This window comes from Sporosarcina sp., assembly GCF_029257255.1.
Taxonomy (GTDB): Bacteria; Bacillota; Bacilli; order Bacillales_A; family Planococcaceae; genus Sporosarcina.
In genome coordinates this window covers 1-22649 of record NZ_JARICI010000047.1, presented here as the reverse complement: position 1 = coordinate 22649, position 22649 = coordinate 1, and the positions used below count along the sequence as shown (strand labels likewise).

General features: G+C 43.3%; 23 protein-coding genes, 1 pseudogene and 1 riboswitch. Of the genes and pseudogenes, 4 read left to right on the top strand and 20 right to left on the bottom strand.

Annotation, left to right across the window (positions count from 1 at the left end; all coding sequences use genetic code 11):
- Positions 1 to 15 precede the first annotated feature (15 nt).
- The 15 genes from sufU to Q1J64_RS09685 all read right to left on the bottom strand — a co-directional run bounded on the left by sufU (position 16) and on the right by Q1J64_RS09685 (position 16046).
- Entirely contained in the window at positions 16 to 453 is a 438-nt protein-coding gene (gene sufU, locus Q1J64_RS09755; RefSeq protein ID WP_301108873.1) for a Fe-S cluster assembly sulfur transfer protein SufU, read from the bottom strand.
- Positions 443 to 1672 (bottom strand): cysteine desulfurase, encoded by a 1230-nt coding sequence (locus Q1J64_RS09750; protein ID WP_301108872.1) that lies wholly within the window; start codon positions 1670 to 1672, stop codon positions 443 to 445. Before Q1J64_RS09750 ends, sufU begins: the two co-directional genes overlap by 11 nt.
- Positions 1672 to 2979 (bottom strand): Fe-S cluster assembly protein SufD, encoded by a 1308-nt coding sequence (gene sufD / locus Q1J64_RS09745; RefSeq protein WP_301108871.1) that lies wholly within the window; start codon positions 2977 to 2979, stop codon positions 1672 to 1674. The genes Q1J64_RS09750 and sufD overlap by 1 nt, the downstream gene beginning before the upstream one ends.
- An 18-nt stretch (positions 2980 to 2997) precedes the next feature.
- Positions 2998 to 3777, bottom strand: a complete 780-nt coding sequence (gene sufC / locus Q1J64_RS09740; RefSeq protein ID WP_483315976.1) for a Fe-S cluster assembly ATPase SufC — start codon at positions 3775 to 3777, stop codon at positions 2998 to 3000.
- Between the two features lie 265 nt (positions 3778 to 4042).
- Complete coding sequence (locus Q1J64_RS09735; protein ID WP_301108870.1) at positions 4043 to 5224, bottom strand: dicarboxylate/amino acid:cation symporter; 1182 nt, start codon at positions 5222 to 5224, stop codon at positions 4043 to 4045.
- Positions 5225 to 5464: 240 nt separating this feature from the next.
- Positions 5465 to 6325 (bottom strand): MetQ/NlpA family ABC transporter substrate-binding protein, encoded by an 861-nt coding sequence (locus Q1J64_RS09730; protein WP_301108869.1) that lies wholly within the window; start codon positions 6323 to 6325, stop codon positions 5465 to 5467.
- Positions 6326 to 6385: 60 nt separating this feature from the next.
- On the bottom strand, positions 6386 to 7054 hold the full coding sequence (locus Q1J64_RS09725) for a methionine ABC transporter permease (protein WP_301108868.1): 669 nt from the start codon (positions 7052 to 7054) through the stop codon (positions 6386 to 6388).
- Entirely contained in the window at positions 7047 to 8069 is a 1023-nt protein-coding gene (locus tag Q1J64_RS09720; RefSeq protein WP_301108867.1) for a methionine ABC transporter ATP-binding protein, read from the bottom strand. The genes Q1J64_RS09725 and Q1J64_RS09720 overlap by 8 nt, the downstream gene beginning before the upstream one ends.
- Before the next feature lie 160 nt (positions 8070 to 8229).
- Positions 8230 to 8335: riboswitch (SAM riboswitch) on the bottom strand.
- Between the two features lie 51 nt (positions 8336 to 8386).
- Entirely contained in the window at positions 8387 to 8686 is a 300-nt protein-coding gene (locus tag Q1J64_RS09715) for a thioredoxin family protein (protein WP_301108866.1), read from the bottom strand.
- A complete protein-coding gene (locus tag Q1J64_RS09710; protein ID WP_301108865.1) occupies positions 8667 to 9032 on the bottom strand; it encodes a hypothetical protein in 366 nt (121 codons plus the stop codon). Before Q1J64_RS09710 ends, Q1J64_RS09715 begins: the two co-directional genes overlap by 20 nt.
- 59 nt (positions 9033 to 9091) lie before the next feature.
- Complete coding sequence (gene gcvH, locus Q1J64_RS09705; protein ID WP_301108864.1) at positions 9092 to 9475, bottom strand: glycine cleavage system protein GcvH; 384 nt, start codon at positions 9473 to 9475, stop codon at positions 9092 to 9094.
- Between the two features lie 78 nt (positions 9476 to 9553).
- Positions 9554 to 9913: an arsenate reductase family protein gene (locus Q1J64_RS09700; protein WP_301108863.1), complete on the bottom strand. Its 360-nt coding sequence runs from the start codon at positions 9911 to 9913 to the stop codon at positions 9554 to 9556.
- Between the two features lie 704 nt (positions 9914 to 10617).
- Complete coding sequence (locus Q1J64_RS09695) at positions 10618 to 12417, bottom strand: acyl-CoA dehydrogenase FadE (RefSeq protein ID WP_301108862.1); 1800 nt, start codon at positions 12415 to 12417, stop codon at positions 10618 to 10620.
- Between the two features lie 41 nt (positions 12418 to 12458).
- Complete coding sequence (locus tag Q1J64_RS09690) at positions 12459 to 13634, bottom strand: acetyl-CoA C-acetyltransferase (RefSeq protein ID WP_301108861.1); 1176 nt, start codon at positions 13632 to 13634, stop codon at positions 12459 to 12461.
- Positions 13635 to 13661: 27 nt separating this feature from the next.
- Entirely contained in the window at positions 13662 to 16046 is a 2385-nt protein-coding gene (locus tag Q1J64_RS09685; RefSeq protein WP_301108860.1) for a 3-hydroxyacyl-CoA dehydrogenase/enoyl-CoA hydratase family protein, read from the bottom strand.
- 214 nt (positions 16047 to 16260) lie between these two features.
- Here Q1J64_RS09685 and Q1J64_RS09680 point away from each other — a divergent pair, with 214 nt between their 5' ends.
- Positions 16261 to 16581, top strand: a complete 321-nt coding sequence (locus tag Q1J64_RS09680) for a thioredoxin family protein (RefSeq protein WP_301108859.1) — start codon at positions 16261 to 16263, stop codon at positions 16579 to 16581.
- 56 nt (positions 16582 to 16637) lie between these two features.
- Complete coding sequence (locus Q1J64_RS09675; protein WP_301108858.1) at positions 16638 to 17153, top strand: C39 family peptidase; 516 nt, start codon at positions 16638 to 16640, stop codon at positions 17151 to 17153.
- Here Q1J64_RS09675 and Q1J64_RS09670 read toward each other — a convergent pair.
- Positions 17142 to 18029, bottom strand: a complete 888-nt coding sequence (locus Q1J64_RS09670) for a 5'-3' exonuclease (protein ID WP_301108899.1) — start codon at positions 18027 to 18029, stop codon at positions 17142 to 17144. The two genes, Q1J64_RS09675 and Q1J64_RS09670, sit on opposite strands and share 12 nt — an antisense overlap.
- A 204-nt stretch (positions 18030 to 18233) precedes the next feature.
- Between Q1J64_RS09670 and Q1J64_RS09665 the strand changes: the two genes are divergently transcribed.
- Both Q1J64_RS09665 and Q1J64_RS09660 read left to right on the top strand, forming a co-directional pair.
- Positions 18234 to 18623 carry a hypothetical protein gene (locus Q1J64_RS09665; protein ID WP_483315983.1) on the top strand — a complete coding sequence of 130 codons (390 nt, stop codon included), beginning with the start codon at positions 18234 to 18236 and terminating at the stop codon, positions 18621 to 18623.
- 44 nt (positions 18624 to 18667) lie between these two features.
- A complete protein-coding gene (locus tag Q1J64_RS09660; protein WP_301108856.1) occupies positions 18668 to 19246 on the top strand; it encodes a hypothetical protein in 579 nt (192 codons plus the stop codon).
- 57 nt (positions 19247 to 19303) lie between these two features.
- Here the strand turns inward: Q1J64_RS09660 and Q1J64_RS09655 are convergent, their stop codons facing one another.
- From Q1J64_RS09655 to Q1J64_RS09640, 4 genes and pseudogenes are all read right to left on the bottom strand, one after another.
- Positions 19304 to 20026: a ZIP family metal transporter gene (locus tag Q1J64_RS09655; protein ID WP_301108855.1), complete on the bottom strand. Its 723-nt coding sequence runs from the start codon at positions 20024 to 20026 to the stop codon at positions 19304 to 19306.
- Between the two features lie 81 nt (positions 20027 to 20107).
- On the bottom strand, positions 20108 to 20794 hold the full coding sequence (locus Q1J64_RS09650; protein ID WP_301108854.1) for a DNA alkylation repair protein: 687 nt from the start codon (positions 20792 to 20794) through the stop codon (positions 20108 to 20110).
- Positions 20795 to 21306: 512 nt separating this feature from the next.
- Positions 21307 to 21518 (bottom strand): annotated as a pseudogene (locus Q1J64_RS09645) (MFS transporter); the annotation flags it as partial.
- 81 nt (positions 21519 to 21599) lie between these two features.
- A partial coding sequence (locus Q1J64_RS09640; RefSeq protein ID WP_483315975.1) for an NAD(P)/FAD-dependent oxidoreductase occupies positions 21600 to 22649 on the bottom strand: 1050 nt, incomplete at its 5' end.

Sequence of the window (22649 nt, the reverse complement as noted above, 5' to 3'; positions counted from 1 at the left end):
ATACTTTGGCCAAGGTCACTGCGGCTCGCCGGAGACTCCCTTTTCCATCGCTTTCCAGCTCAATGTTGCACATTTAATGCGGGCAGGGAATTGCGCGACACCCGAAAGTGCTTCTAAATCATCGAGTTCAATCGAATCATCCAAGTCTTTGCCTAACATCATATCCGAAAAAGTATGCGCTAGTTTCGTTGCCTCTTCCGTCGTTTTGCCTTTGATCATTTGGGTCATCATGGAAGCCGACGCCATTGAAATGGAGCAGCCTTCCCCTTCAAACTTCGCTTCTTTGACGATATCATCTTCTACATTCATAGTCAGATGAATGACATCACCACAAGTCGGATTATTCATGTCAATCGTGACATTTCCGCCTTCCAAGACGCCTTTATTTTTCGGGTTTTTATAATGATCCATGATTACAGACCGGTAAAGTTGATCAAGTTTATTAGTTGACATCTTTGAAATACTCCTTTGTTGAACGAAGTCCTTCCACGAGACGATCTACGTCATCTGTCGTGTTATAAAGATAGAAACTAGCACGGGCTGTCGCTGAACATTCAAGCCATTTCATCAATGGCTGTGCACAGTGATGGCCAGCACGGACAGCAATTCCGTTCATGTCCAGCACAGTTGCAACATCGTGTGGATGTACATCATCCAAGTTAAATGTCACTAAGCCTGCACGTTTTTCAGGATCTCTCGGACCATAGATCGTCAGTCCGTCAATTTCAGACATTTTATCCATTGCATAGCCCGCTAAATCGTGTTCATGACGTTCGATTGCATCCAAACCGATTTCTTCTAAATAATCGATGGCTGCGCCTAATCCAATAGCACCTGCAATAATCGGTGTGCCGCCTTCAAATTTCCAAGGGAGCTCTTTCCAAGTAGATTCGTAAAGACCGACAAAATCAATCATTTCGCCACCGAATTCAATTGGTTCCATATTATTGAGCAAGTCCTTCTTACCGTACAGCACTCCGATTCCTGTTGGTCCACACATCTTATGTCCGGAAAACGCCAGGAAATCACAATTAAGCTTCTGTACATCGATTTTCAAGTGAGGAGCTGCCTGAGCAGCATCCACTACCATTATTGCACCGTGCTGATGAGCAATTTCAGTAATTTCTCTAATTGGATTCATTGTTCCAAGAACATTTGAGACATACATAATCGATACGATTTTTGTACGATCTGTAATTGTCTCACGCACTTTATCAAGTGACAGCGTGCCGTCTTCTTCTAAATCAATATACTTCAGCACCGCGCCTGTTTCTTTAGCGAGCTGCTGCCACGGAATGATATTAGAGTGATGTTCCATATGCGTGATAACAATTTCATCGCCTTCAGAGAGATTTGCATGCCCATAGCTTTCTGCCACAGTGTTCAAAGCAGTTGTCGTACCGCGCATGAAAATAACTTCTTCTGTTGACTTCGCATTTATAAATTTACGGACTTTTTCCCGAGCGCCTTCATAACCATCTGTCGCTTTATTTCCAAGCGTATGCACTCCGCGATGCACATTGGAATTGTTCCAGCGGTAATAGTTGTCGAGTGCCTCAATGACTTGAACAGGCTTCTGTGAAGTAGCTGCACTGTCTAAGTACACGAGAGGATGTCCATTGATTTCTTGGTTTAGTATCGGGAAATGATTGCGGATCTCTTTATTGAGCATTAGCGCACTTTCCTTTCGATAACCTCCGTCAATTGCTTTCTAACCCCTTCGATCGGCAATTTGCTGACCACTGGCGCTAAAAATCCATGAATGATGAGGCGTTCTGCTGCTTCTTTTGAAATACCACGGCTCATGAGATAGAACATTTGCAGCGGGTCTACCCGGCCAACTGATGCTGCGTGGCCTGCCGTTACATCATCTTCATCAATAAGCAAAATTGGATTCGCGTCACCGCGTCCTCTCTCACTCAGCATGAGAATACGTGATTCTTGAACAGCGTTAGAGCGAGTTGCTCCTTTAGCAATACGGCCAATACCGTTAAAGATTGCAGAAGAAGATTCTTTCATTACGCCGTGTTTCAAAATGAAACCCTCTGTATCCGTTCCCCAGTGCACAATCTCTGAAGTGAAATTCTGCTTCTGGCTTCCACGTCCGACAACCACTGATTTCATATCACTTGAAGAGCCGTTTCCGACTAAGTGTGTAATGTTTTCCGAAATCGTGTTGCTGTCATTCATCAAGCCCAGAGCCCATTCAATACGTGCATGAGGCCCTGTTACGCCGCGACGATTCACGTAAGTAGTCAAACCTTCCGCTAACACGTCTACTGCGCCATAGACAACTTTGGCATTATCCTGGGCAAACACCTCAGACACAATGTTCGCTTGCCCTTCGCCACGTTCCATTGTAGAAAGATAGTTCTCTACATATGTCACAGAGCTGTTTGCTTCAGCTACCACTAACACGTGGTTAAATAATGAAGCTTTTTCATTATCATGAATGAACAGTACTTGAAGCGGCTCTTCAATCACAACATTTTTCGGTACATAAACGAATGCACCGCCATTGATCAATGCTGCATGTAGAGCAGTCAATTTATGCTCATCCACTTTAACACCGTCAGTCATCAAATACTTCTGCATCAGATCACTGTGCTCGCGTGAAGCAGTGAAGATATCTGTCAAAATTACACCCTGTGACTTCAAGTCTTCTGATAATGAAGTGAATGCCGGTGTATTATTGTGCTGCACGTAAATATTTTTTTGCTGTTCATGGTCAATCAATGCTTTTGCTTCAGTCGGTAATTCCTCAAGCGTCGCAAAAATTGAACTTTCTACTGTATGTGAAGGGAATTCTGTGAAATTCCAATTAGTAATCTTAGTTTTATCTGGTTTCGGCATTGCAAGCGTCTCTGCTTTCGCAAGAGCATTTGCACGAAAATCTGCCATCCAAGCAGCTTCCTCCACTTTTGCGGAATAAGAGCGGACGTCCTGTTCGGTCAATGCCAATGTTGTTTCAACCGTCATTTTGAGTCGTCCCCTTTCTTATGCTTCTGAATGAACTGTTTCGTCTTCGATGCCTAACTCTTCTTTAATCCAGTCATAACCTTGGCTCTCAAGCTTAGCTGCCAATTCAGGACCGCCGGATTTCACTACTTTACCCTGCATCATCACGTGTACGTGGTCAGGTGTAATGTAGTTAAGCAAACGCTGATAGTGTGTGATGATCAAGCAACCGAAACCTTCTCCGCGCATTTCGTTGATTCCCTTAGAAACTACTTTCAATGCATCAATATCCAATCCGGAGTCAATTTCGTCGAGAATAGCGAATTTAGGTTTTAACATCATAAGCTGAAGGATTTCATTACGCTTTTTCTCTCCGCCTGAGAAGCCTTCGTTTAAATAACGAGTGGCCATATCTTCATCCATTTCAAGGAACTCCATTTTGCTGTCGAGTTCACGAATGAATTTCATCAGACCGATTTCATCGCCTTCATCGCGGCGCGCGTTAATACCTGAACGAAGGAAATCTGCATTTGTAACGCCAGTGATTTCACTTGGGTACTGCATTGCAAGGAACAGACCAGCTAAAGCACGCTCGTCCACTTCCATTTCAAGAACGTCTTCTCCGTCAATTGTGACAGATCCGGAAGTTACTTCATATTTCGGGTGACCCATGATTGCAGATGCAAGTGTGGATTTTCCCGTTCCATTCGGTCCCATAATTGCATGGACCTCATTTGTATTAATTGTTAAGGTAACACCTTTTAAGATTTCCTTGCCTTCAATTTCGACATGAAGATCTTTAATTTCCAAAGTTGCCATTCCAATACCTCCAGTATGATCGCGTTGAATGGTTAGCCATTCTCTATTTAGTATCATTCTAATCTTACCCCATATTACAACCGGTTGCAAATCATTAAGAATCATTATAAATGATGAGGTGTTTCCCTGTTATGACGCGGTTCATTTCACTTCAACCACCCAATATTTTTCAATTGACTTATATCCAATGAGAATCAATGAGAGAATGGTACATAAGAATTAGACAGAAAAAAGCCGGCAGAAATCGCCGACTTTAGAGCTAGAGCTATACTTTTTTTGTAAAACGGTCTACGATCATAGCAAGCGCACCGTCTCCTGTTACGTTGGTAGCTGTACCAAAACTGTCCTGCGCTAAATACAGGGCAATCATCAGCGCAACCATTGCCTCACTGAATCCTAGCATGGAAGTCAACAGACCTGTCGCCGCGACGACAGCTCCTCCAGGGACCCCCGGCGCTGCAATCATCGCGATGCCCAGCATGAATATGAACTGAAGATAACTGCCAAAACTAATGTCGAATCCGTTCATCAGCATGACGCCGATTGAACATGAAACGATGGTAATCGTACTTCCGGATAAATGAATCGTCGCGAATAAAGGAATCGCAAAGTTTGTCACTCGTTCGGAAGCACCGGTTTTCTTAGCCTGACGCAGCGTAACGGGAATCGAAGCAGCTGAAGATTGAGTGCCGATTGCCGTTAAATAAGCAGGCAGCATTATTTTCATTAGACTGAAAGGATTACGTCCGTTCAGTACACCTGCCGTCGTATACTGGATTGTCAGCATGATCAGATGAAGTGCGATGATCATGACAAATACAACAACAAATACAGAAAGTACATTTACCACTTCACCAGTGTACGTCATATTCAAGAAGATACCAAAAATATGGAATGGCAATAAAGGAATGATGATTACGGAAATTACTTTTTCGATAATGAGGTTAAACTCATCGAAGAAGCTCATCATCGTTCTTCCTTTAATCGCAGCTATTCCAATACCAAGAACGAAGGCTAGCAGCAGCGCGGTCATGATTCCCATCACCGGTTCCATTTCCATCTTAAAGAATGCTTTACCTGCTTCACGCGCACCTTCTGCAAAAGAAGTATTCGTTGATTGATGAATGAAGTTCGGCAAAATCATTGTTGCCGCAAAAAATGCGAGCAATCCCGCAATAATAGTAGATCCGTATGCAAATGCTGCAGACAGACCTAGTAATTTCCCAGAACCCTTCCCAAGCTTCGCAATACTTGGGGCGATAAATGCGATAATAATAAGTGGAACAATAAAATTCAAAAATCCTCCAAACAGCATATTAAACGTGGCCGCCAAACGAACGAACCAATTCGCAAACCCTTCATGTATGGCAGGTAGCAACATACCCAGCCCGATCGCTAGCACAATGGCAATCAAAATTCGCCAAATGAGCCCTAATTTAAACTTCACAATACGTCCTCCTCAAATAGACATCTGTATGACTGAAACAAAATAACTTTACCACAATTAACTGAAATAGAATAGACGGAGAGTAAATTCGTAATTGTCTGAACTCCCATTGGAAAGAAGTATTGCTGTAGGAAAAGGCCGATAAGCGCAAATTTCAGGTGTATGATCGCTTGGTCGGATTGAATGATCTTTTCCACTATAAAAATCCGGCAGCTAATTTAGCTGCCGGTCTGATTCTGCTTATTTTACCGGAACGACCGCGCCGCCCCATTGTTCTACAATAAAGTCTTGAATCTCCTGTGAATTCAATACTTCTATCAATGCTTTGATTGCTTCACTGTCTTCATCGCCTTTTTTCACTGCGATGATATTGACATAAGGAGATTCTTTATCTTCTAATGCGATTGAATCTTCCATCGGGTTCAATCCTGCGTCGATTGCAAAGTTCGAGTTGATCAACAATGCATCGCCTTCGTCATTGTTATATAGCTGAGGCATTAAAGCTGCTTCATAGTTCGCATCAAATTTAAGATTTTTCGGATTTTCAACGATATCTCCTAATTCAGCCTTAACTTTCTCCACGCCGTCCGCAAGCTTGATCAATCCTTTTTCTTCGAGCATCGCAAGTACACGTCCGTGATCTGCTACTGAGTTACTGATCAAGATGTTTGCGCCTTCAGGTAATTCTTCTAATGACTTATATTTCTTAGAGTAAACACCAATCGGCTCGATGTGAATAGAACCTGCATTAACAAAGTCATAGCCAAAATCAGCAATTTGACCTTCGAAGTAAGGAATGTGCTGGAAATAGTTTGCATTCAGTTCCCCTTCATCCAAATCTTTATTGGGAAGTACATAATCTGTATAGCTTTCAATTTCTAGGTCGTACCCTTTTTCAGCTAATAATGGTTTTGCTTCTTCCAAAATCTCCGCGTGCGGTGTATTGGACGCCCCTACTTTTAACGTTGTTTTTTCCCCTGCCGGCTTTTCTGCATCCCCATCTGTTGCATTGCTGCCGTTGCTGCTATTGTCTTTTGTTCCGCAAGCTGCCAATGCTAATACTAGCACAGCTGCGAATAGACCGAATAAAAACTTCTTCATGTCCACATTTCTCCCTTTTCCAATGTTTTATATGGTTAACAGGTTTCCCTGAAAATCCCTTTATCGCTTGTCTAACCGTTTGACGATTAAATCTCCAATAAATTGAATGATAAATACGATCACAAGAACTAGAATCGTAGCCATTATCGTAACATCTTCGCGTGAACGCTGGAAACCTTCCAAATAGGCCAGAGTTCCAAGTCCTCCTGCTCCAATCGCCCCCGCCATCGCCGTATAGCCAACGAGTGCAATGGACGTAACCGTGATACCGGATACTAGTGCCGGCATCGATTCAGGCAGCAGTACTTTAAAGATGATCGTAGAAGTCTTGGCACCCATTGAACGAGCTGCCTCAATGACTCCTCTATCAATTTCCTGTAATGCGATCAATACCATGCGTGCATAAAACGGTGCTGCACCAATGATCAAAGCAGGCAGCGCGGCATTCGGGCCTCGAAGTGTACCAATTAACATCTTCGTTACCGGGAACAATAAAATAATCAAAATGATGAATGGAATCGAGCGGAAAATATTGACGAATGCAGCGGTAATCACATTTGTGAACTTGTTGGACCATAATTGTCCGCGGCTGGTCAGGAATAATAGCAGTCCGAGTGCGATACCGAATATAAATGTCAGAACAGTCGAGAACGCAGTCATATAAAGCGTTTCGCCTGTTGCCTCCCACATCTTGTCCCAATTTACGTTAGGAAACCACTGTTCAATCATTTGTCAGCACCTCCGTCTTCACTTCATTGGCGTGCAGATAAAGGATCGCTTCATCTATGATTGCCGGGTTGCCGATTAGCTGCAGCATTAAAGTACCGTATGCACCGTCACGCAATGTGGAAATATTCCCCTGTACAATATTTACATCAATTTCAAACTTGCGGATTAATTCCGCCAAAACCGGCTGCTCCGTCCGTTCTCCAATGAACGTGAGCTTTACCAGCTTGCCGTTCGTATCTTCCTGCAAATGCTTAATTGCTTTATCCGCATCTGTATTTTCGGAAACCTGAGAAATAAAACGCTTCGTGATCTCGGCCTGCGGTGATTGGAAAACATCAAGCACATTGCCGATTTCAACCACTTTGCCCGCTTCCATGACCGCCACACGATGACAAATCTTCCGGATGACGTGCATTTCATGTGTTATGAGCACGATCGTCAGTCCAAGACGTTCGTTGATCTCCGTCAACAGATCCAAAATGGCATTTGTCGTCTCAGGATCCAGCGCTGAAGTCGCCTCATCACAAAGTAAAACTTCAGGGTCATTGGCAAGCGCTCGAGCAATGCCGACACGCTGTTTCTGTCCACCTGATAACTGTGAAGGATAGGCTTTTTCCCGGCCTGTTAATCCAACAAGATCAATCAGTTCTTTCACTTTCCGCTCGCGTTCAGCTTTCTTCACGCCTGCAATCTCTAATGGAAATGAAATATTATCTTCGACTGTACGCGACCAAAGTAAATTAAAATGTTGGAAAATCATACTGATCTTCTGTCGTGCATTCCGTAGACCCGCACCCTTAAGTGTAGTCATCTCCAGATCATTGATTACAATACTTCCGGAAGTCGGCTGTTCCAAACCGTTCAACAGCCGGATCAATGTACTTTTCCCCGCCCCGCTGTATCCAATCACGCCGAAAATTTCTCCCTCTCGAATAGACAATGTTACATCGTCGACCGCAACAATGTCTGTCTGGTTCAATTGGAATCTTTTATGAACATTTGTCAGTTGAATCATTTTCTGCACCGCCTTTAGTAAATCCGTGTTTATGTTTCGATAGCTCGATGCGTCAGTGCCTGTCGGAGCTAAACGGCATCTTCCGCTTTTGAATATAAAAAACCCTTCTGCAGACGAGCAGAAAGGCTGAACGTATTTATGAATTATGTACGTTACCGTTCTCTCATCTGTCAAAGCTGTTCGCTTTGAGTGACTTGGCACCATTTCACAATTGTGACGGTTGCCGGGCTTCATAGGGCACTTCCCTCCACCGCTCTTTATAAGAGTATCATTATTCAATTGGTTGTACTACTTATACCATATATTCAAATTGAATGTCAAGTCAACTTTTCCAATAAGTGAGGTACGGATTGAAAGGCATAGATCTTTTCAACCGGCTGTCCGGGCCGATGGACAAGTAGACATGGAACACTTTCAATTTCGTAGTCATAGGCTAATTGTTCCGTATAATTCAGATCTGCTTTACCAATCTTTAACTCAGGACGCATTGCTTCGATCACTGTCAGCATTTTTGAAGCGACAGCACATGTCCCGCACATGGGAGTGAACAGATAAAAAGCGGCCAATCGCTCTGCCGCTTGCCCGCGTTCCCAATCTTCAATTGTCCAATTTTCCATTTACTCCACCTGCCAAGTAGTTAGGATGTACTTTAAAATTTGCTGCGACTAAAATGCCCGCCAATACTTTGAGCGGCGTTGTAGCCACTTCCCGATACAGCCGATCCGTAAATAAGTGCCTGGCTTCCGGGTAAAGTTGTATAAACAACTTTCTTATGGAATCACCTGAAGCATCCGCATCCATAAAGATGAATAGATCCTGCTCTTCGTATGGCTCTAGAAGTTCTTCTATATGATAGGAACTGATCGTGCCGTTTGTACAAATGATTACTACAGGTTCCGCAAGCATCGGCATGAGCCTTCTGCGATCGGAACTGCCTTCCACAATAAGTACTTTCGGATCCATCTAGTTTCCTCCTTATAGTGTAAAAAAAACACCAGAACGTTCCGGTGCTTTTCGTTTTCTTATTCGCCAGCTGTCATTTCGTCATACTGCTCAGCTGTCATCAATTCATCAAGTTCTGCTTTGTCAGCGATCTCCACAACGATCATCCAAGCGCCTTCATATGGAGATTCGTTTACCAGCTCAGGGCTGTCTTCAAGGTTTTCGTTCACTTCAACTACTTTACCTGTTAATGGAGCGTACAATTCAGAAACAGTTTTCACTGATTCAACGCTTCCGAAAGGCTCGTCTGATTTCACTTCGTCCCCGACTGAAGGAAGTTCAACGAAAACGATATCCCCTAGTTCAGACTGTGCGAAATGTGTGATTCCGATACGGTATTTACCGTCTTCTTCTTTTACCCATTCATGCTCTTCTGAATAACGTAATTCTTTTGGTGTGCTCATGTCTTAACCTCCAACAATTATAATAGTTTATCTATATTTAGTTTGCCATAGTTCAGAATGAAAGACAAGATTCGGGTGTTACTTTGACCATGTTTCCGCAAACGTATCTTCATTAAAGCCAACTGTGACATGATCACCATCTGTCACGATCGGACGCTTAATCAGCATGCCGTCAGAAGCGAGTAATGCGATCTTTTCATCGTCTGACATTGAAGGTAGTTTGTCCTTCAATTGAAGCTCTCTGTATTTCATGCCGCTCGTGTTAAAGAACTTTTTCATTTCGAGACCGGAGTTTGCGATCATCGTCCGCAGCGTCTCTTCACTTGGAGGCTGTTCTGCGATATTATACTCTTCAAGTGAAATCCCCTCGTTCTCCAACCATTTCTTCGCTTTACGGCACGTGCCGCATTTAGGGTAGCCATAATAAGTAACTGTCATGTGTAAAACCTCTCCTTTTTCGTCAGTATATCAAACAACTGTAGTGTGAAGCTAATATTGTAGTGGTTATGCTTTGTAAGGCTGGCAGTAGGCTGGCAGTAGGCTGGTAGTTAAGGATTTGCGCTCTAGGCGGACGCGTTCGGGAGGGCCCGCGGTGAGCCAACTTGGTCGCTTCGCTCCCCTAAGTTGTCATCACCTGTCGGGCTGATCCTCCCCGAGTCGCCGCCTGCCGCTCCAATCCTTTGCAACGCGAGTGGATGATACTTACTAAAGCACCCTAAATTTAGGGATGTGATTTGTGTAGTTACTGAAATTGAACTCATCTGCACGTGAACTAAAATACTTCAAGAAGAGTAAAAAGGTAGACCTTTACTGAAGCTGTTTCTGCTATATATTTTTACTCACTATAAAAGTCGTAATAATTCATACTCACTAAACCAGTGTACCGAAGTGCAGGGCGGCTACTCCCGGAGGATCAGCGTGCGCCTTGAGACCCCGCAACAAATGAAGATGCCTTAATTTCTGTAAAGTTCACAGAAATACGGCAAAGCGAACCCTTCGCTGTTCGCTTGGCTCAAGCCACGCCCTCGGGAACGCGTCCGCCTAAAACGCCGGGAAACGGTATCTCTTCACTTACATGTTTCAAATCTAAACTCAAAACAAAACGCTCCGTATAAAACCGGAGCGCTTCGTTTTTATTCAAATCAAACGATATACTTTTCAGCTTCGATCAGCTTCTCAGCCGCTTCACGCTTCTTAGCAATCAAGTTGTAAGGATTGTTGCGAGTCAACTTACGCAATGCAGAAATCATCATGCGCTGGTTGTCGCCGTCCACAGCTGCAAGCAATGTTTCTTTTGCTGCTGCTTCGATACGTCCGAACGCTTCCTGACAGAAGATCTGTGTATAAAGAAGCTTCTGGTTTTCTTTCTCTACGCCGTTTTTGTTGATCGCTTTTTCCGTACGAAGAAGTGCTGACTCCATACCGAATAGATCGTTCGCAATGTCTGCGATATTCACAAGGATTTCCTGCTCTTGATCCAGCTTCGTGCCGTAACGCTGTGCAGCAAGACCTGCTACTAGAATACCAATCTTCTTCGCGTTCTTCACAAGTGCTTTCTCCTGTGCCAATGGCTCGTCGCCAACTTCTTCCGGCATCATAGACAGCAATTCTCCCTGCAAAGCCTGGGCTTGCTGAAGCAATGGCAATTCGCCTTTCATTGCTTTCTTAAGGAATGTTCCTGGAACGATCATACGGTTGATTTCATTTGTACCTTCGAAGATACGGTTGATACGTGAGTCACGGTAGATACGCTCTACTTCGTACTCTGCCATGAAGCCGTAACCGCCGTGGATTTGAACTGCTTCGTCAGAGATGTAGTCCAATACCTCAGATCCTACTACTTTGTTGATAGAACATTCAATAGCATATTCAGCAATTGAAGCTGCTACTTTTGCTCCGTCTTTTTGCTCTTCAGGGCTCATTGCAGCATTGTGCTCTTCAAAGTAACCAACTGTACGGTAGATCAAGCTCTCAGTAGCATAAAGCATTGAAGCCATTGTACCGAACTTTTCTTTCGTCAGGTTGAATGAAGAAATGGGTGTGTCGAACTGCTTGCGCTGGTTCGCATATTTGATAGCCAATTCAAGCGCGCGCTTAGATCCACCTACTGTACCTACTCCAAGCTTGTAACGGCCGATGTTTAAGATGTTGAACGCAATAACGTGTCCGCGTCCGATTTCACCTAACAAGTTTTCAACTGGTACTTGAGCATCTTCCAAAATCAACGTACGTGTAGAAGATGATTTGATACCCATTTTCTTCTCTTCAGGTCCTACAGAAACGCCTGGATATTCTTTTTCTACAATAAATGCTGTGAACTTCTCACCATCAATTTTCGCATAAACTACGAATACATCAGCAAATGCAGAGTTTGTAATCCACTGCTTCTCCCCATTCAGTACATAGTGTGTACCTTCAGCGTTTAATTTAGCAGTTGTTTTTGCTCCTAAAGCGTCTGACCCTGAACTTGGCTCTGTCAATGCATACGCTGAAATTTTCGCTCCGCTTGCAGAGTTTGGCAAGTACTTCATCTTCTGCTCATGGTTTCCGAATAAAACGATCGGCAACGTACCAATACCTACGTGTGCACCGTGAGTAATCGAGAAGCCGCCTGCTACTGATAATTTCTCAGCAATCAAAGCAGATGAAATCTTGTCTAATCCAAGACCTTCGTACTCTTCTGGAATATCTGCAGCAAGAAGACCCAGGTCTCCAGCTTTCTTCAGCAATGTTACGGAGTTTTCGAACTCATGGTTTTCAAGCTTTTCAATCAACGGCGCTACGTCGTTTTTCACGTACTCTTCCGTTGTTTTTGCGATCATTTTTTGCTCGTCAGTAAAATCTTCCGGTGTGAAGACGCGGTTAGCGTCCATGTCCTCAGTTAAAAATGCGCCACCTTTTACGAAATCTGTCATTTTAGTATCCTCCATAGCTTTAGTCATCTATACTCCCCCTATTTCTCCCATTTTTTTATTACAAAGTTTTATAGTACTTCGAATACCCCTGCAGCACCCATTCCGCCGCCGATACACATAGTAACGACACCGTACTTCTTACCTTGACGCTTTAATTCGTTAATTAATTTCAGTGTCAACACTGTTCCTGTTGCGCCCAGTGGGTGACCAGTAGCGATAGCGCCACCGTTGACGTTTACTTTATCTGTATCAAGTCCAAGAGTACGGATAACTGCCAGTGATTGTGAAGCAAATGCTTCGTTCAGCTCCCACAGATCGATATCTTCAATGGACAAACCGGCAATCTTCAATGCTTTCGGAACTGCTTCGATCGGCCCGATCCCCATGATTTCTGGTGGCACGCCGCCTACTGCGAATGAAAGGAATTTTGCTAATGGCTTCAGTCCACGCTTCTCTGCAAGCTCGGAATCCATTACCAGTACAGTTGCTGCTCCATCAGAAGTCTGTGAAGCGTTACCTGCTGTAACAGAACCAGTTGCTACGAATGCCGGGCGTAATTTGCCAAGTACTTCCGTAGTTGTTCCTGGACGTACACCTTCATCCATTTCAAACATTGAAGTTTTTTCTTGATACTTGCCGTCTGGACCGACAAAGCGTTTTGTCACTTCGACCGGTACGATTTCATCCACGAACTTGCCTGCTTTAATCGCAGCTTCTGCACGTCTGTGAGATTCTACAGCGAATGCATCCTGATCTTCACGTGAGATTTCATACTTCTGAGCTACCTGTTCAGCTGTATGCCCCATTCCCATGTAATATTCAGGTGCTTCTTCTGCTAATTTAAAGTTTGGACGGATTGTATTCCCCATCATCGGAATCATACTCATGGATTCCACGCCGCCAGCAATAATTGCTTCAGAATGACCAAGCATAATCCGCTCTGCTGCATATGCAATCGTCTGCAATCCTGATGAACAGAAACGGTTAACCGTTACAGCAGGTGTTGTATCAGGTAAGCCCGCCAATGCGCCGATATTTCGCGCCACGTTATTCCCCTGTTCTGCTTCCGGCATTGCACAGCCGATGATTAAATCATCAATCGGCCCATCATAATTTCCTGCACGTTTCAATGTTTCCTTTATCGTCAACGCCCCTAGATCATCCGGACGGACAGTTGCCAAAGAACCTCTTCCCGCTTTTCCAATCGGTGTTCGAGCACCGGCTACAATTACTGCTTCGCGCATTCTGTTTCCTCCTTTATCATCTTCCTATCAGTTACGTAACGGTTTGCCCTTCACAAGCATATGCTGCATACGCTGTTGTGATTTCGGCTCTGCCACCAAGCTCAAGAAAGCCTCACGCTCAAGATCCAACAAGTACTCCTCATCAACAAGTGTACCGAACGGAATCTTACCTCCGGAAATTACATAAGCCAATTTCTTTGCAATCTTCAAGTCATGATCGCTGATGAAGCCGGATAAGTGCATACCTTCCGCAGCTAACAGCAATGTTGCATAGCCTGAATCGCCCGTTACCGGAACTTTCGCCTTCTTCGGCGCTACATAGCCTGCTTCATATAATGAAAGTGCTGCCTGCTTCGCATCGTAAATCAAGTGGTCTGGATTGAAGCTGATACCGTCTGCAAAGTCCAAGAAGTTATTTTCTCTAGCTTCGTCTGCAGATGCAGAGACTTTTGCCATTGCAATTGATTCGAATACTTTATTCGCAACATTCTGGTAGTCTATCGGCACGCCGTTTGGAAGACCTTTCAGATGTTTCTGGTATAGGTTGACGTTTCCGCCGCCGCCCGGGATCAACCCGACGCCTACTTCTACAAGCCCCATATATGTTTCAGAGGAAGCCTGGATATGTGCAGCCGGAAGACAAACTTCTGCTCCGCCGCCCAGTGTCATCTGGAATGGTGCAGCGACAACTGGCTTACTGCTATATTTAATTCTCATCATCGCGCTCTGGAATGAACGGACTACGTAATCAAGTTCAAAGATATTATCATCCTGTGCTTCCATCAGGATCATTCCAAGGTTTGCACCAACACAGAAGTTTTTCCCCTGGTTCCCGATGACAAGGCCTTTATAGTTCTGTTCCACTTCGTCAATCGCGAAGTTGATCATTTGCGTGATATCCAGTCCGATTGCATTGGACTGTGAATGGAACTCTAGCAATGCAATGCCGTCGCCTAAATCAATCAGACTAGCACCTGAGTTCTTTTTGATAACGCCATGTTTCTTCTTGTAGCTTTTGAGATTAATTTCTCTCTCATTCACTTGTACTTTTTGGTAGTCAGTACCGTCAAAGTAGTAAAGCTCGCCATCTTCTTCTTTATAGAAAGTTTGATAGCCTTTATCTAGCAACGACTGTACGAATGAAGGAATCTCTTTTCCCTCTTCTTTTAATCTATCAACTGATTTGCCTACACCGATAGCGTCCCAAATTTCAAATGGTCCCTGAGTCCAGCCGAAGCCCCACTTCATTCCATTATCAATTGCTACGATATCGTCTGCGATTTCGCCGTGAAGTTCTGCAGCATACAGCATAGATGGAAGAAGTGTATTCCACAAAATCTCTCCAGCGCGGTCTTTTGCATACACTAAAGTCTTCACTTTATTAGCTAATCCTTTTTGCTGTTTTGCCATTTCGATTGAAGGCGCTTTCATTTTCTGAGCAGGTCCATATTCCATTGTGTTCAGGTCTAGCTCAAGAATTTCGCGGCCTTCCTTCTTATAGAAGCCTTGCTTTGCTTTCGCACCGATCCAGCCTTTTTCAACCATTTTCACAACCACTTCTGGAAGATCGAAAATGCGCTGTTCTTCACCAGTCGTCTGATCATACACATTTTTCGCAACATGCTGATACGTATCAAGTCCGACTACATCAAGTGTACGGAATGTCGCAGATTTCGGACGTCCGATTAACGTTCCCGTAATGGAATCGATCTCACCGATTGAATAGCCGCGTTCGAGCATTTCATGCAATGTTACCTGCAAGCCATACGTTCCGATACGGTTACCAATAAAGTTTGGTGTATCTTTTGCAATAACGACACCTTTACCTAGTCGGTTTTCACCAAACTCTGTCATGAAGTCTATTACTTCAGGTGAAGTTTTTTGAGTAGGAATAATTTCTAGTAATTTTAAGTATCTTGGTGGATTAAAGAAGTGCGTTCCAAGGAAATGCTTTTGGAAATCTTCCGAACGGCCTTCCGCCATTGCTTCGATACTGATACCAGATGTATTGGAAGTAACAATCGTACCTGGCTTGATTACGCTTTCCACTTTTTCATATAGACTCTTCTTAATATCTAGGTTTTCAACGACAACTTCAATAATCCAATCTACTTCAGACAGTCGTTCCAAATCGTCCTCAAAGTTACCTGGTGTAATTAGTGACAAGTTTCTCTTTGTTGTAAGAGGAGCTGGTTTTTGTTTCAATAGTTTCTCCAACGCCGTCGCAGCAAACTTATTGCGGAATCTAGGATCCTCAACCGTAAGCCCTTTCGCTTCATCATCAGCACCCAATTTTGGTGGAACGATGTCCAGTAAAAGAACAGGAATTCCGATATTGGCTAAATGTGCTGCAATACCAGAACCCATCACACCAGATCCTAAAACTGCCGCTTTTCTAATTTGATAAGTCACGTGCAATCCTCCCTTTGTCTTTGAATGAACACTCATTCATTTATAGCGTAAAAAAAATACGCGTTGCTTATAGATACTAGTGTAAATCATTTGAAACTATTTCGCAATATTTATATTGGAATTAATTTTATTTAATCAGATTTTTTAAACAAGCATTAAAATACCCAACCTATAGGAAACATTGTACACTATCTATTGAATGGAGGCGACTTAAATGAAAGAAATTAAATCCACAGAAGAATTTAATGAACTAATCGCAGGAGACAATCCGGTCCTTGTGAAATTTGAAGCTGACTGGTGCCCAGACTGCAAACGTATGGACATGTTCATCGATCCAATCATCGAAAAATACGATGCCTATTCATGGTATGAAGCCGATCGTGATGTACTCCCTGAAATCGCTGAAAAATACGAAGTAATGGGAATTCCAAGTCTGCTAATCTTCAAAGACGGTGAAAAACAAGCACATTTGCACAGCGCAAATGCTAAATCCCCACAGCAAGTTACAGATTTTCTTGATGAAGTGAAAATTTAATGATAAGCAGCGCTGACTTCGGTCAGCGCTGTTTCTCACTATAGGAGGCGGCAGCCATGTCCAGATACATAGAAGTACAAGGTAAATCCCAGCACGACCATGATATCCACCCCACATACCGTCCTTCCGCATGCGGCCCCGTTACCGCCTTCGTTATACTGCGCCATCTTCTTCCTGCTGCGCAGACAACTGACATCAATGAACTGTACCGGCAGCTTGGCGGTACAAAGATCGGTCTCCCCGCTTGGCGCTTCGTACGCCTATTAAACAAACTTCTCGGTGCAGACTGGCAAGTTTCTGTATGCACAATAGAAGAAGCTTTGTCCCAACTCGATGAAGGCCGGCCTGTTGCGCTAAAATTTGATAAATGGTTCCGACTGAAATGGCGTGGCCGTTTTTCATTCGATTACCATTGGGTTGTCCTGGTAGGCTACGAATATATAGAAGGAACTTTGCATTTACTCGTCCATGACAACGGCGGAAGGAATCGTCCAAGCACTGTCCGTACCGTGCCCTATCCTATGAATAAAAGTATCCTGACATTCGTTAAAATTGAACCGTTAAAACGGTGACACAGGGAATCCTTGTCGAGCAATCAATGAATAGCCCTGCTGTTCCATCCGTTTCGCGGTTTCCTCTGTGAATTCAGGAATCTCCAAATGAGCAAGCGGATCGTCAAGCGTCAATTCACAATGAATCTCAGCCAGTTCCCTAGACAGCATCAGCATCTCTTCATCTGCTTCAATCTTTTTACGCACCCCTGCAGCCAACTCCTCTTTGGCAGCGAGAACACCGTCAACCGATCCATATTGCTGAATCAGCTTCAGCGCTGTTTTCGGCCCAATCCCCTTCACTCCCGGATAGCCATCACTTGAATCACCTGTAAAAGCTTTCATATCCACAAACTGCGCAGGTGTAATTCCATACTCTTCAATAAATCTATCCGCATTGTATTCCTCATATTGCGTGTAGCCTTTTTTGGTTAACGCAATGGACACATCGGGCTTTAACAGCTGCAGTAAATCCTTATCACCCGACACCACAGTCAATCTGGCTTTCCCATTCCACGTCTTAATTAGCGAACCAATTAAATCATCGGCTTCCATATTTGGTATGCCATAACTCTTCCATCCTAATGCTTCAGATACTTCACGCGCCATATCGAATTGTGGAACAAGCTCAGGCGCTGGTGCCGGTCGGTGTGCTTTATAATCCGCAAACAATTCATTTCGAAACGTTTTGGAACCCATATCCCAGCACACTGCGAGATGCGTCGGCTGAAATATAGAAATAGCACTCATCGTATGACGCGCAAATCCCTGCACGCCGTTCGTCGGTACATTATTAGCATTCGGGAAAAACTGTCCGCTGTGTGCCGTCGCAAAAAAGGATCGGAATAACAAAGCCATTCCGTCGACTACTAAAATATGCGGTTTCATTTCATTCATCATGATCCACTTCCTTTCTATTAGTGTATCACAGCAGCACAACCAATGAAGAAAAAGTCAAATGACTCAGTCACTGCATATACTAATTCGAGACAGCATAGAAGGAGTGATGTTTTGAATCAACGTGATGGATATCGGCAATATCCTACAAATCAGCAGCCGTTTTGGCCAGGTCAGGGATTTAATCAGTTATTTCCGTCTTGGATGCAAGGAATTCCGGGTTTTCCCGGACAACAGGGTTCGCAGTGGTTTCCTAGTACTCCTGGATTTCCCGCACAGCCCAACTTTCCAAATCAACCGGGGTTCCCCGGACAATCCGGACCAGGCGGCCAGGCAGCTGCTCCTAGTTCACCGCCGCCAAGTTATACTCCGAGTTATCCCGAATTTCAAACATTCGCGGTAGATCCCGGGGCGATCTCCGGATGTTTATTCCGCTTCACTTACGTCTGGACTTCGAGGTTCAATGGATTCTGGTTCTACCCGACATTCGTCGGAAGAAATTCTGTTGCAGGTTTCCAGTGGAATTCACGCAGGAACCGATGGGAATACCTAGGTATTGATTTGCAGCGCATTGATGCATTCCGCTGCTTCTAAATGAATTCAATACTTTGCACACAATAGAAAGAAGGAGTGATAGTTTGAATCAGCAAAACGAAAATATGTGGTACCCGCAATTGCCCGAAGGTTATCCGGGACAGCAATATGATACTCATCATCACACAAATCATTACCCGCAATATCCGCCAAATCAACAGGGGTGGCCGGGGGGGCCAGGTTCAGGCGGTATGCCGGGCTATCCGCCATGGCAGCAAGGATATCCAGGTCAACAGCCAAGCTTCCCAAACCAGCCGGGTTATCCAAACCAACCAGGCTATCCTAGTTTCCCTGGATATCCTCAGCAGCCTAACTATCCTGATTTTCCAGGACATCAAGGACAACACGGAAATCCTAATCAGCAAGGCGCGCCGACCTCAGCCCCGCCAAGTCAGACACCGAGTTATCCAGATGTAGGCTTACGTGCAGTAGATCCCGGCGGTATAGCGGGATGCCTGTACCGTTATACGTATATATGGACTTCTAGAAATAAAGGGTTCTGGTATTATCCAACTTTCGTCGGACGCACGTCGATTGCAGGCTATCGATGGGATCCGCGCCACTACCGATGGGAATATTACGGAATGGATTTAAAGAAGATCGATTCATTTAGATGTACGTAAAAGAAACCTGGCGGACATTCGCCAGGTTTTTTCATGAATGCAATGATGAGGGTTACTCTAAAGAAATAACAAGTACATCGTCAAAGAACCAAAAGCCAAAGCAGCAATGATTACACTATATGTAGAAGAAGAGTGTTTAATGGAAGCCGGAAGAATTTCTTTCATTGTCACCATATAAATAGAACCGACCGTGACACTTAACAAAAATGCGCTAAGCCAATTACTTTCTAACTCTATCCATGCGACAATGAATGCCCCTATTGCAACAGGAGCTGCAATGAATAGTGATAGGAGAAATAACTTATACAATCGCACGCCCGCAATCAGCATAGGCGTAAACAAAATCATTCCCTCTGGAATATTATGCAAAATTAATGCATGAAGTAATGCCGAGCCGAATGGAAAATTCTCACTTGTCGCCAGGACCATTCCCATTGGTAGGTTGTGCATGGAAAGAATCAATACGAGAAATATCCCCATGCGCAAGCTATGACTTCGATCAGATTCTGTAGAACGAACCATATTTCGATAGAACACTATATGGATAGCCTCAAATAGAAATACTCCAGCTATAAAACCCAGTGCAAAGATGATCCAATTGCCTAAACTTATAGCTTCGGGGCTAATTTCCACACTCAATAAACTTAATAGCAAACCTACACACACTGCATAAATGGTCCCTATACTTTTCCTGAATTGATTGATTAACACAGCAATGACTCCACCAACACTTACCCCAGCAACTGTTGAGAGAAAGCCTATTAACCAAACAGGTGCCATTAAACCATCCTTTTGTAGTTTGTCTCTATGTTTATATGGGAAGAGCATTGAAAATATGCTTTGTATGCCATTGAAAAACTTTTATTTCCGTTTCATACTGCGAATTAAACCCTTCGTTTCTGTATCCACCCTACATGATTCCGTAATTTTTTGCAGCGCTTTATTATATGTGAAAATATCTAATGCAGTATCTCTTTTTAAATAGGCAAGCGTCGGTTCGGGTAGCTTTATAAAACAAATGGATAACGCCCAGGCAACCGCCATTTTCACGTAGTAGCCATCATGCTTTATAGTACCCAGCCGCGCCAATACTTCATCTATATATGACGTTTCAACATAGTAAGTGAGCAGCATGACAATACCAAAGCGCAATTCATATTCCTTTGTTGAGAGAAGATACGGCTGTAAAAATATCCAAACACGTTCCTTATGCTTTTTTGTAAATTTTAGCCCTGAACAAAAACTGTCACAGACTGACCAATTATCAATCTTTGGCACGAAATCCGCTACATACGTTAGGATCTCTTCAATATCTGCCTTAGCATAGCCAATGACCAGCCCCTGCAGCATGACTTCTTCAAAATAGTCATCATCTGCAGTCTCGAGATACGAACGCCAGTCATCCTTTACAAGTACTTTGGCCAATTTCCGAAGTTCTGGCATGCGTACACCTAATACGTTTGTAATGTTCGGTATGAGTGCAGAAGCGAATTTTTGATAGTCTGAATCTATCAGTTCATGGATTTGTTTACGAATGGTATTTTGCATAACGGCTCCCCCATTGATTTGATTACGATTCCTGAAACGTTAGTCAGCTTATCTTTTGTACTGCTACACCCGTACTATCTCTATGATTATACGACGCAACTGAATTCACAGATAAGTATCCACCAGGTATACGGAAAGTAATTCGGTTTAAATAGCGGATTTATTGGAACTTCGTAACCGATTACACTTACAGACACATTATACAGAACACTTTGCCGCTCCCTGACGTTTTTTCAATTCACTTAAAAGCAACGATTACTTTACTATATATGTTGAAATGTCACAGCAACGAACGATAAATCTTCGGCAAACATCGGATACAGATTAGGTCTCTTCCGGCCATACCTCACAACTAATTGAATTCATTTATCACTCACTCCTTACAATTTAGAATTCCCTGAACGATCGACCCTATTCAAATAACAGAAATAACACCCACCAGTAGGGTGCCCCTTTGTGCACATCACTGGTGGGTGTCTTTTTATCTGATTAGATCGCGTGATATACATCATCTACATTCTCTTTTTTAACGTAAGCATAACCAGGAAGGACATACAGTATAAGCACGCCAAATAAAGCATCGCAACTTTCATATCATAGCTTTGCAAAATGTAACCTACCAAAGTCGGTTAGAATCCACCTATCGCTCTTCCTAAGTTAAAAATTGTATTGGTGCTGTACTGCGGATTTGAACAAGATACAAGCTGCCGATTAATACCCCATATTATAAATTTAATGTTTGGATAGATGAACTTATTATTACAACTTTTCGTAAGGCAGTAAATGACATATTATTAAACTTTATTTAGGCTTTTTCAAATACAAACCCTTCATATTGACCGTCTGCTACTTTATCACAAATCATACGGTAATTATCGAGTCCCCCAACATAAATGACGAAACCTCGTTGAGTCCCATCGATATTGGCACCTGTATACCAGGAGTTCGTATGCGGAAATAATGTACTATTTGCAATATCATCACATTGTTTCCCCCATGATATTTCTGCATGTCTTTGAGCTTCGATCGTTTGCAAACCGTTCGACTCGATATACCCTATACATTGATCTATCCAATCTACATGCTGCTCAATCGCTGATGGCATATTTGTGAGAACAGATGGACTTTGTGGACCTGTGATCATAAAGAAGTTCGGGAAGTTTTCCATTGTTAATCCTAGATATGTTTTAACATCTTTGCCGTCGCTCCACTTTCCCTGAATTGTTTGTCCATTACGTCCTTGTATATTTATCTTTGTCAGTGACCCGGTCATAGCTTCATATCCAGTCGCAAACACAATCACGTCACATTCAATCGTATCATTAAGAAGCTTCACTCCATTTTCTACTATACGTTCAATTGGATTATCTTTTAAAGAAACAAGATTGACATGTTCCTCGTTAAATATCTCATAAAAGTTTGTCCCGATAATTAAGCGCTTAGTCGTAATATAATAATCTGGATGTAACTGTTTAGCAGTATCCTGATCTTCTATAATTTCATCAATCTTATCACGCACAAACTGTGAAACAGTGTGATTCGTATCTTTATTGATGCTGATATCCGGATATGCGGATTGTAACGCCAGTCCACCTGTTTTCCATACCTGATCTAAGGTGTCCTTTTGTTCTTTGGATGAAAACTCAGAAGCCGATTTCCCCGTAGTAAACATACGTATACCGCCTGTAGTTGTCAGGAAAGCATCACGGATCTCAGAATAATTTTCAATCGCATCTTTTTGTTGCTCATTACTTAATGTATGATTACGTGCCTCAGCTACATAGTGGGGAGTACGCATTAATAACGTTAGCTCTTTTGCTTCCTTTGCTATTTCGGGCATAGCTTGAACTCCACT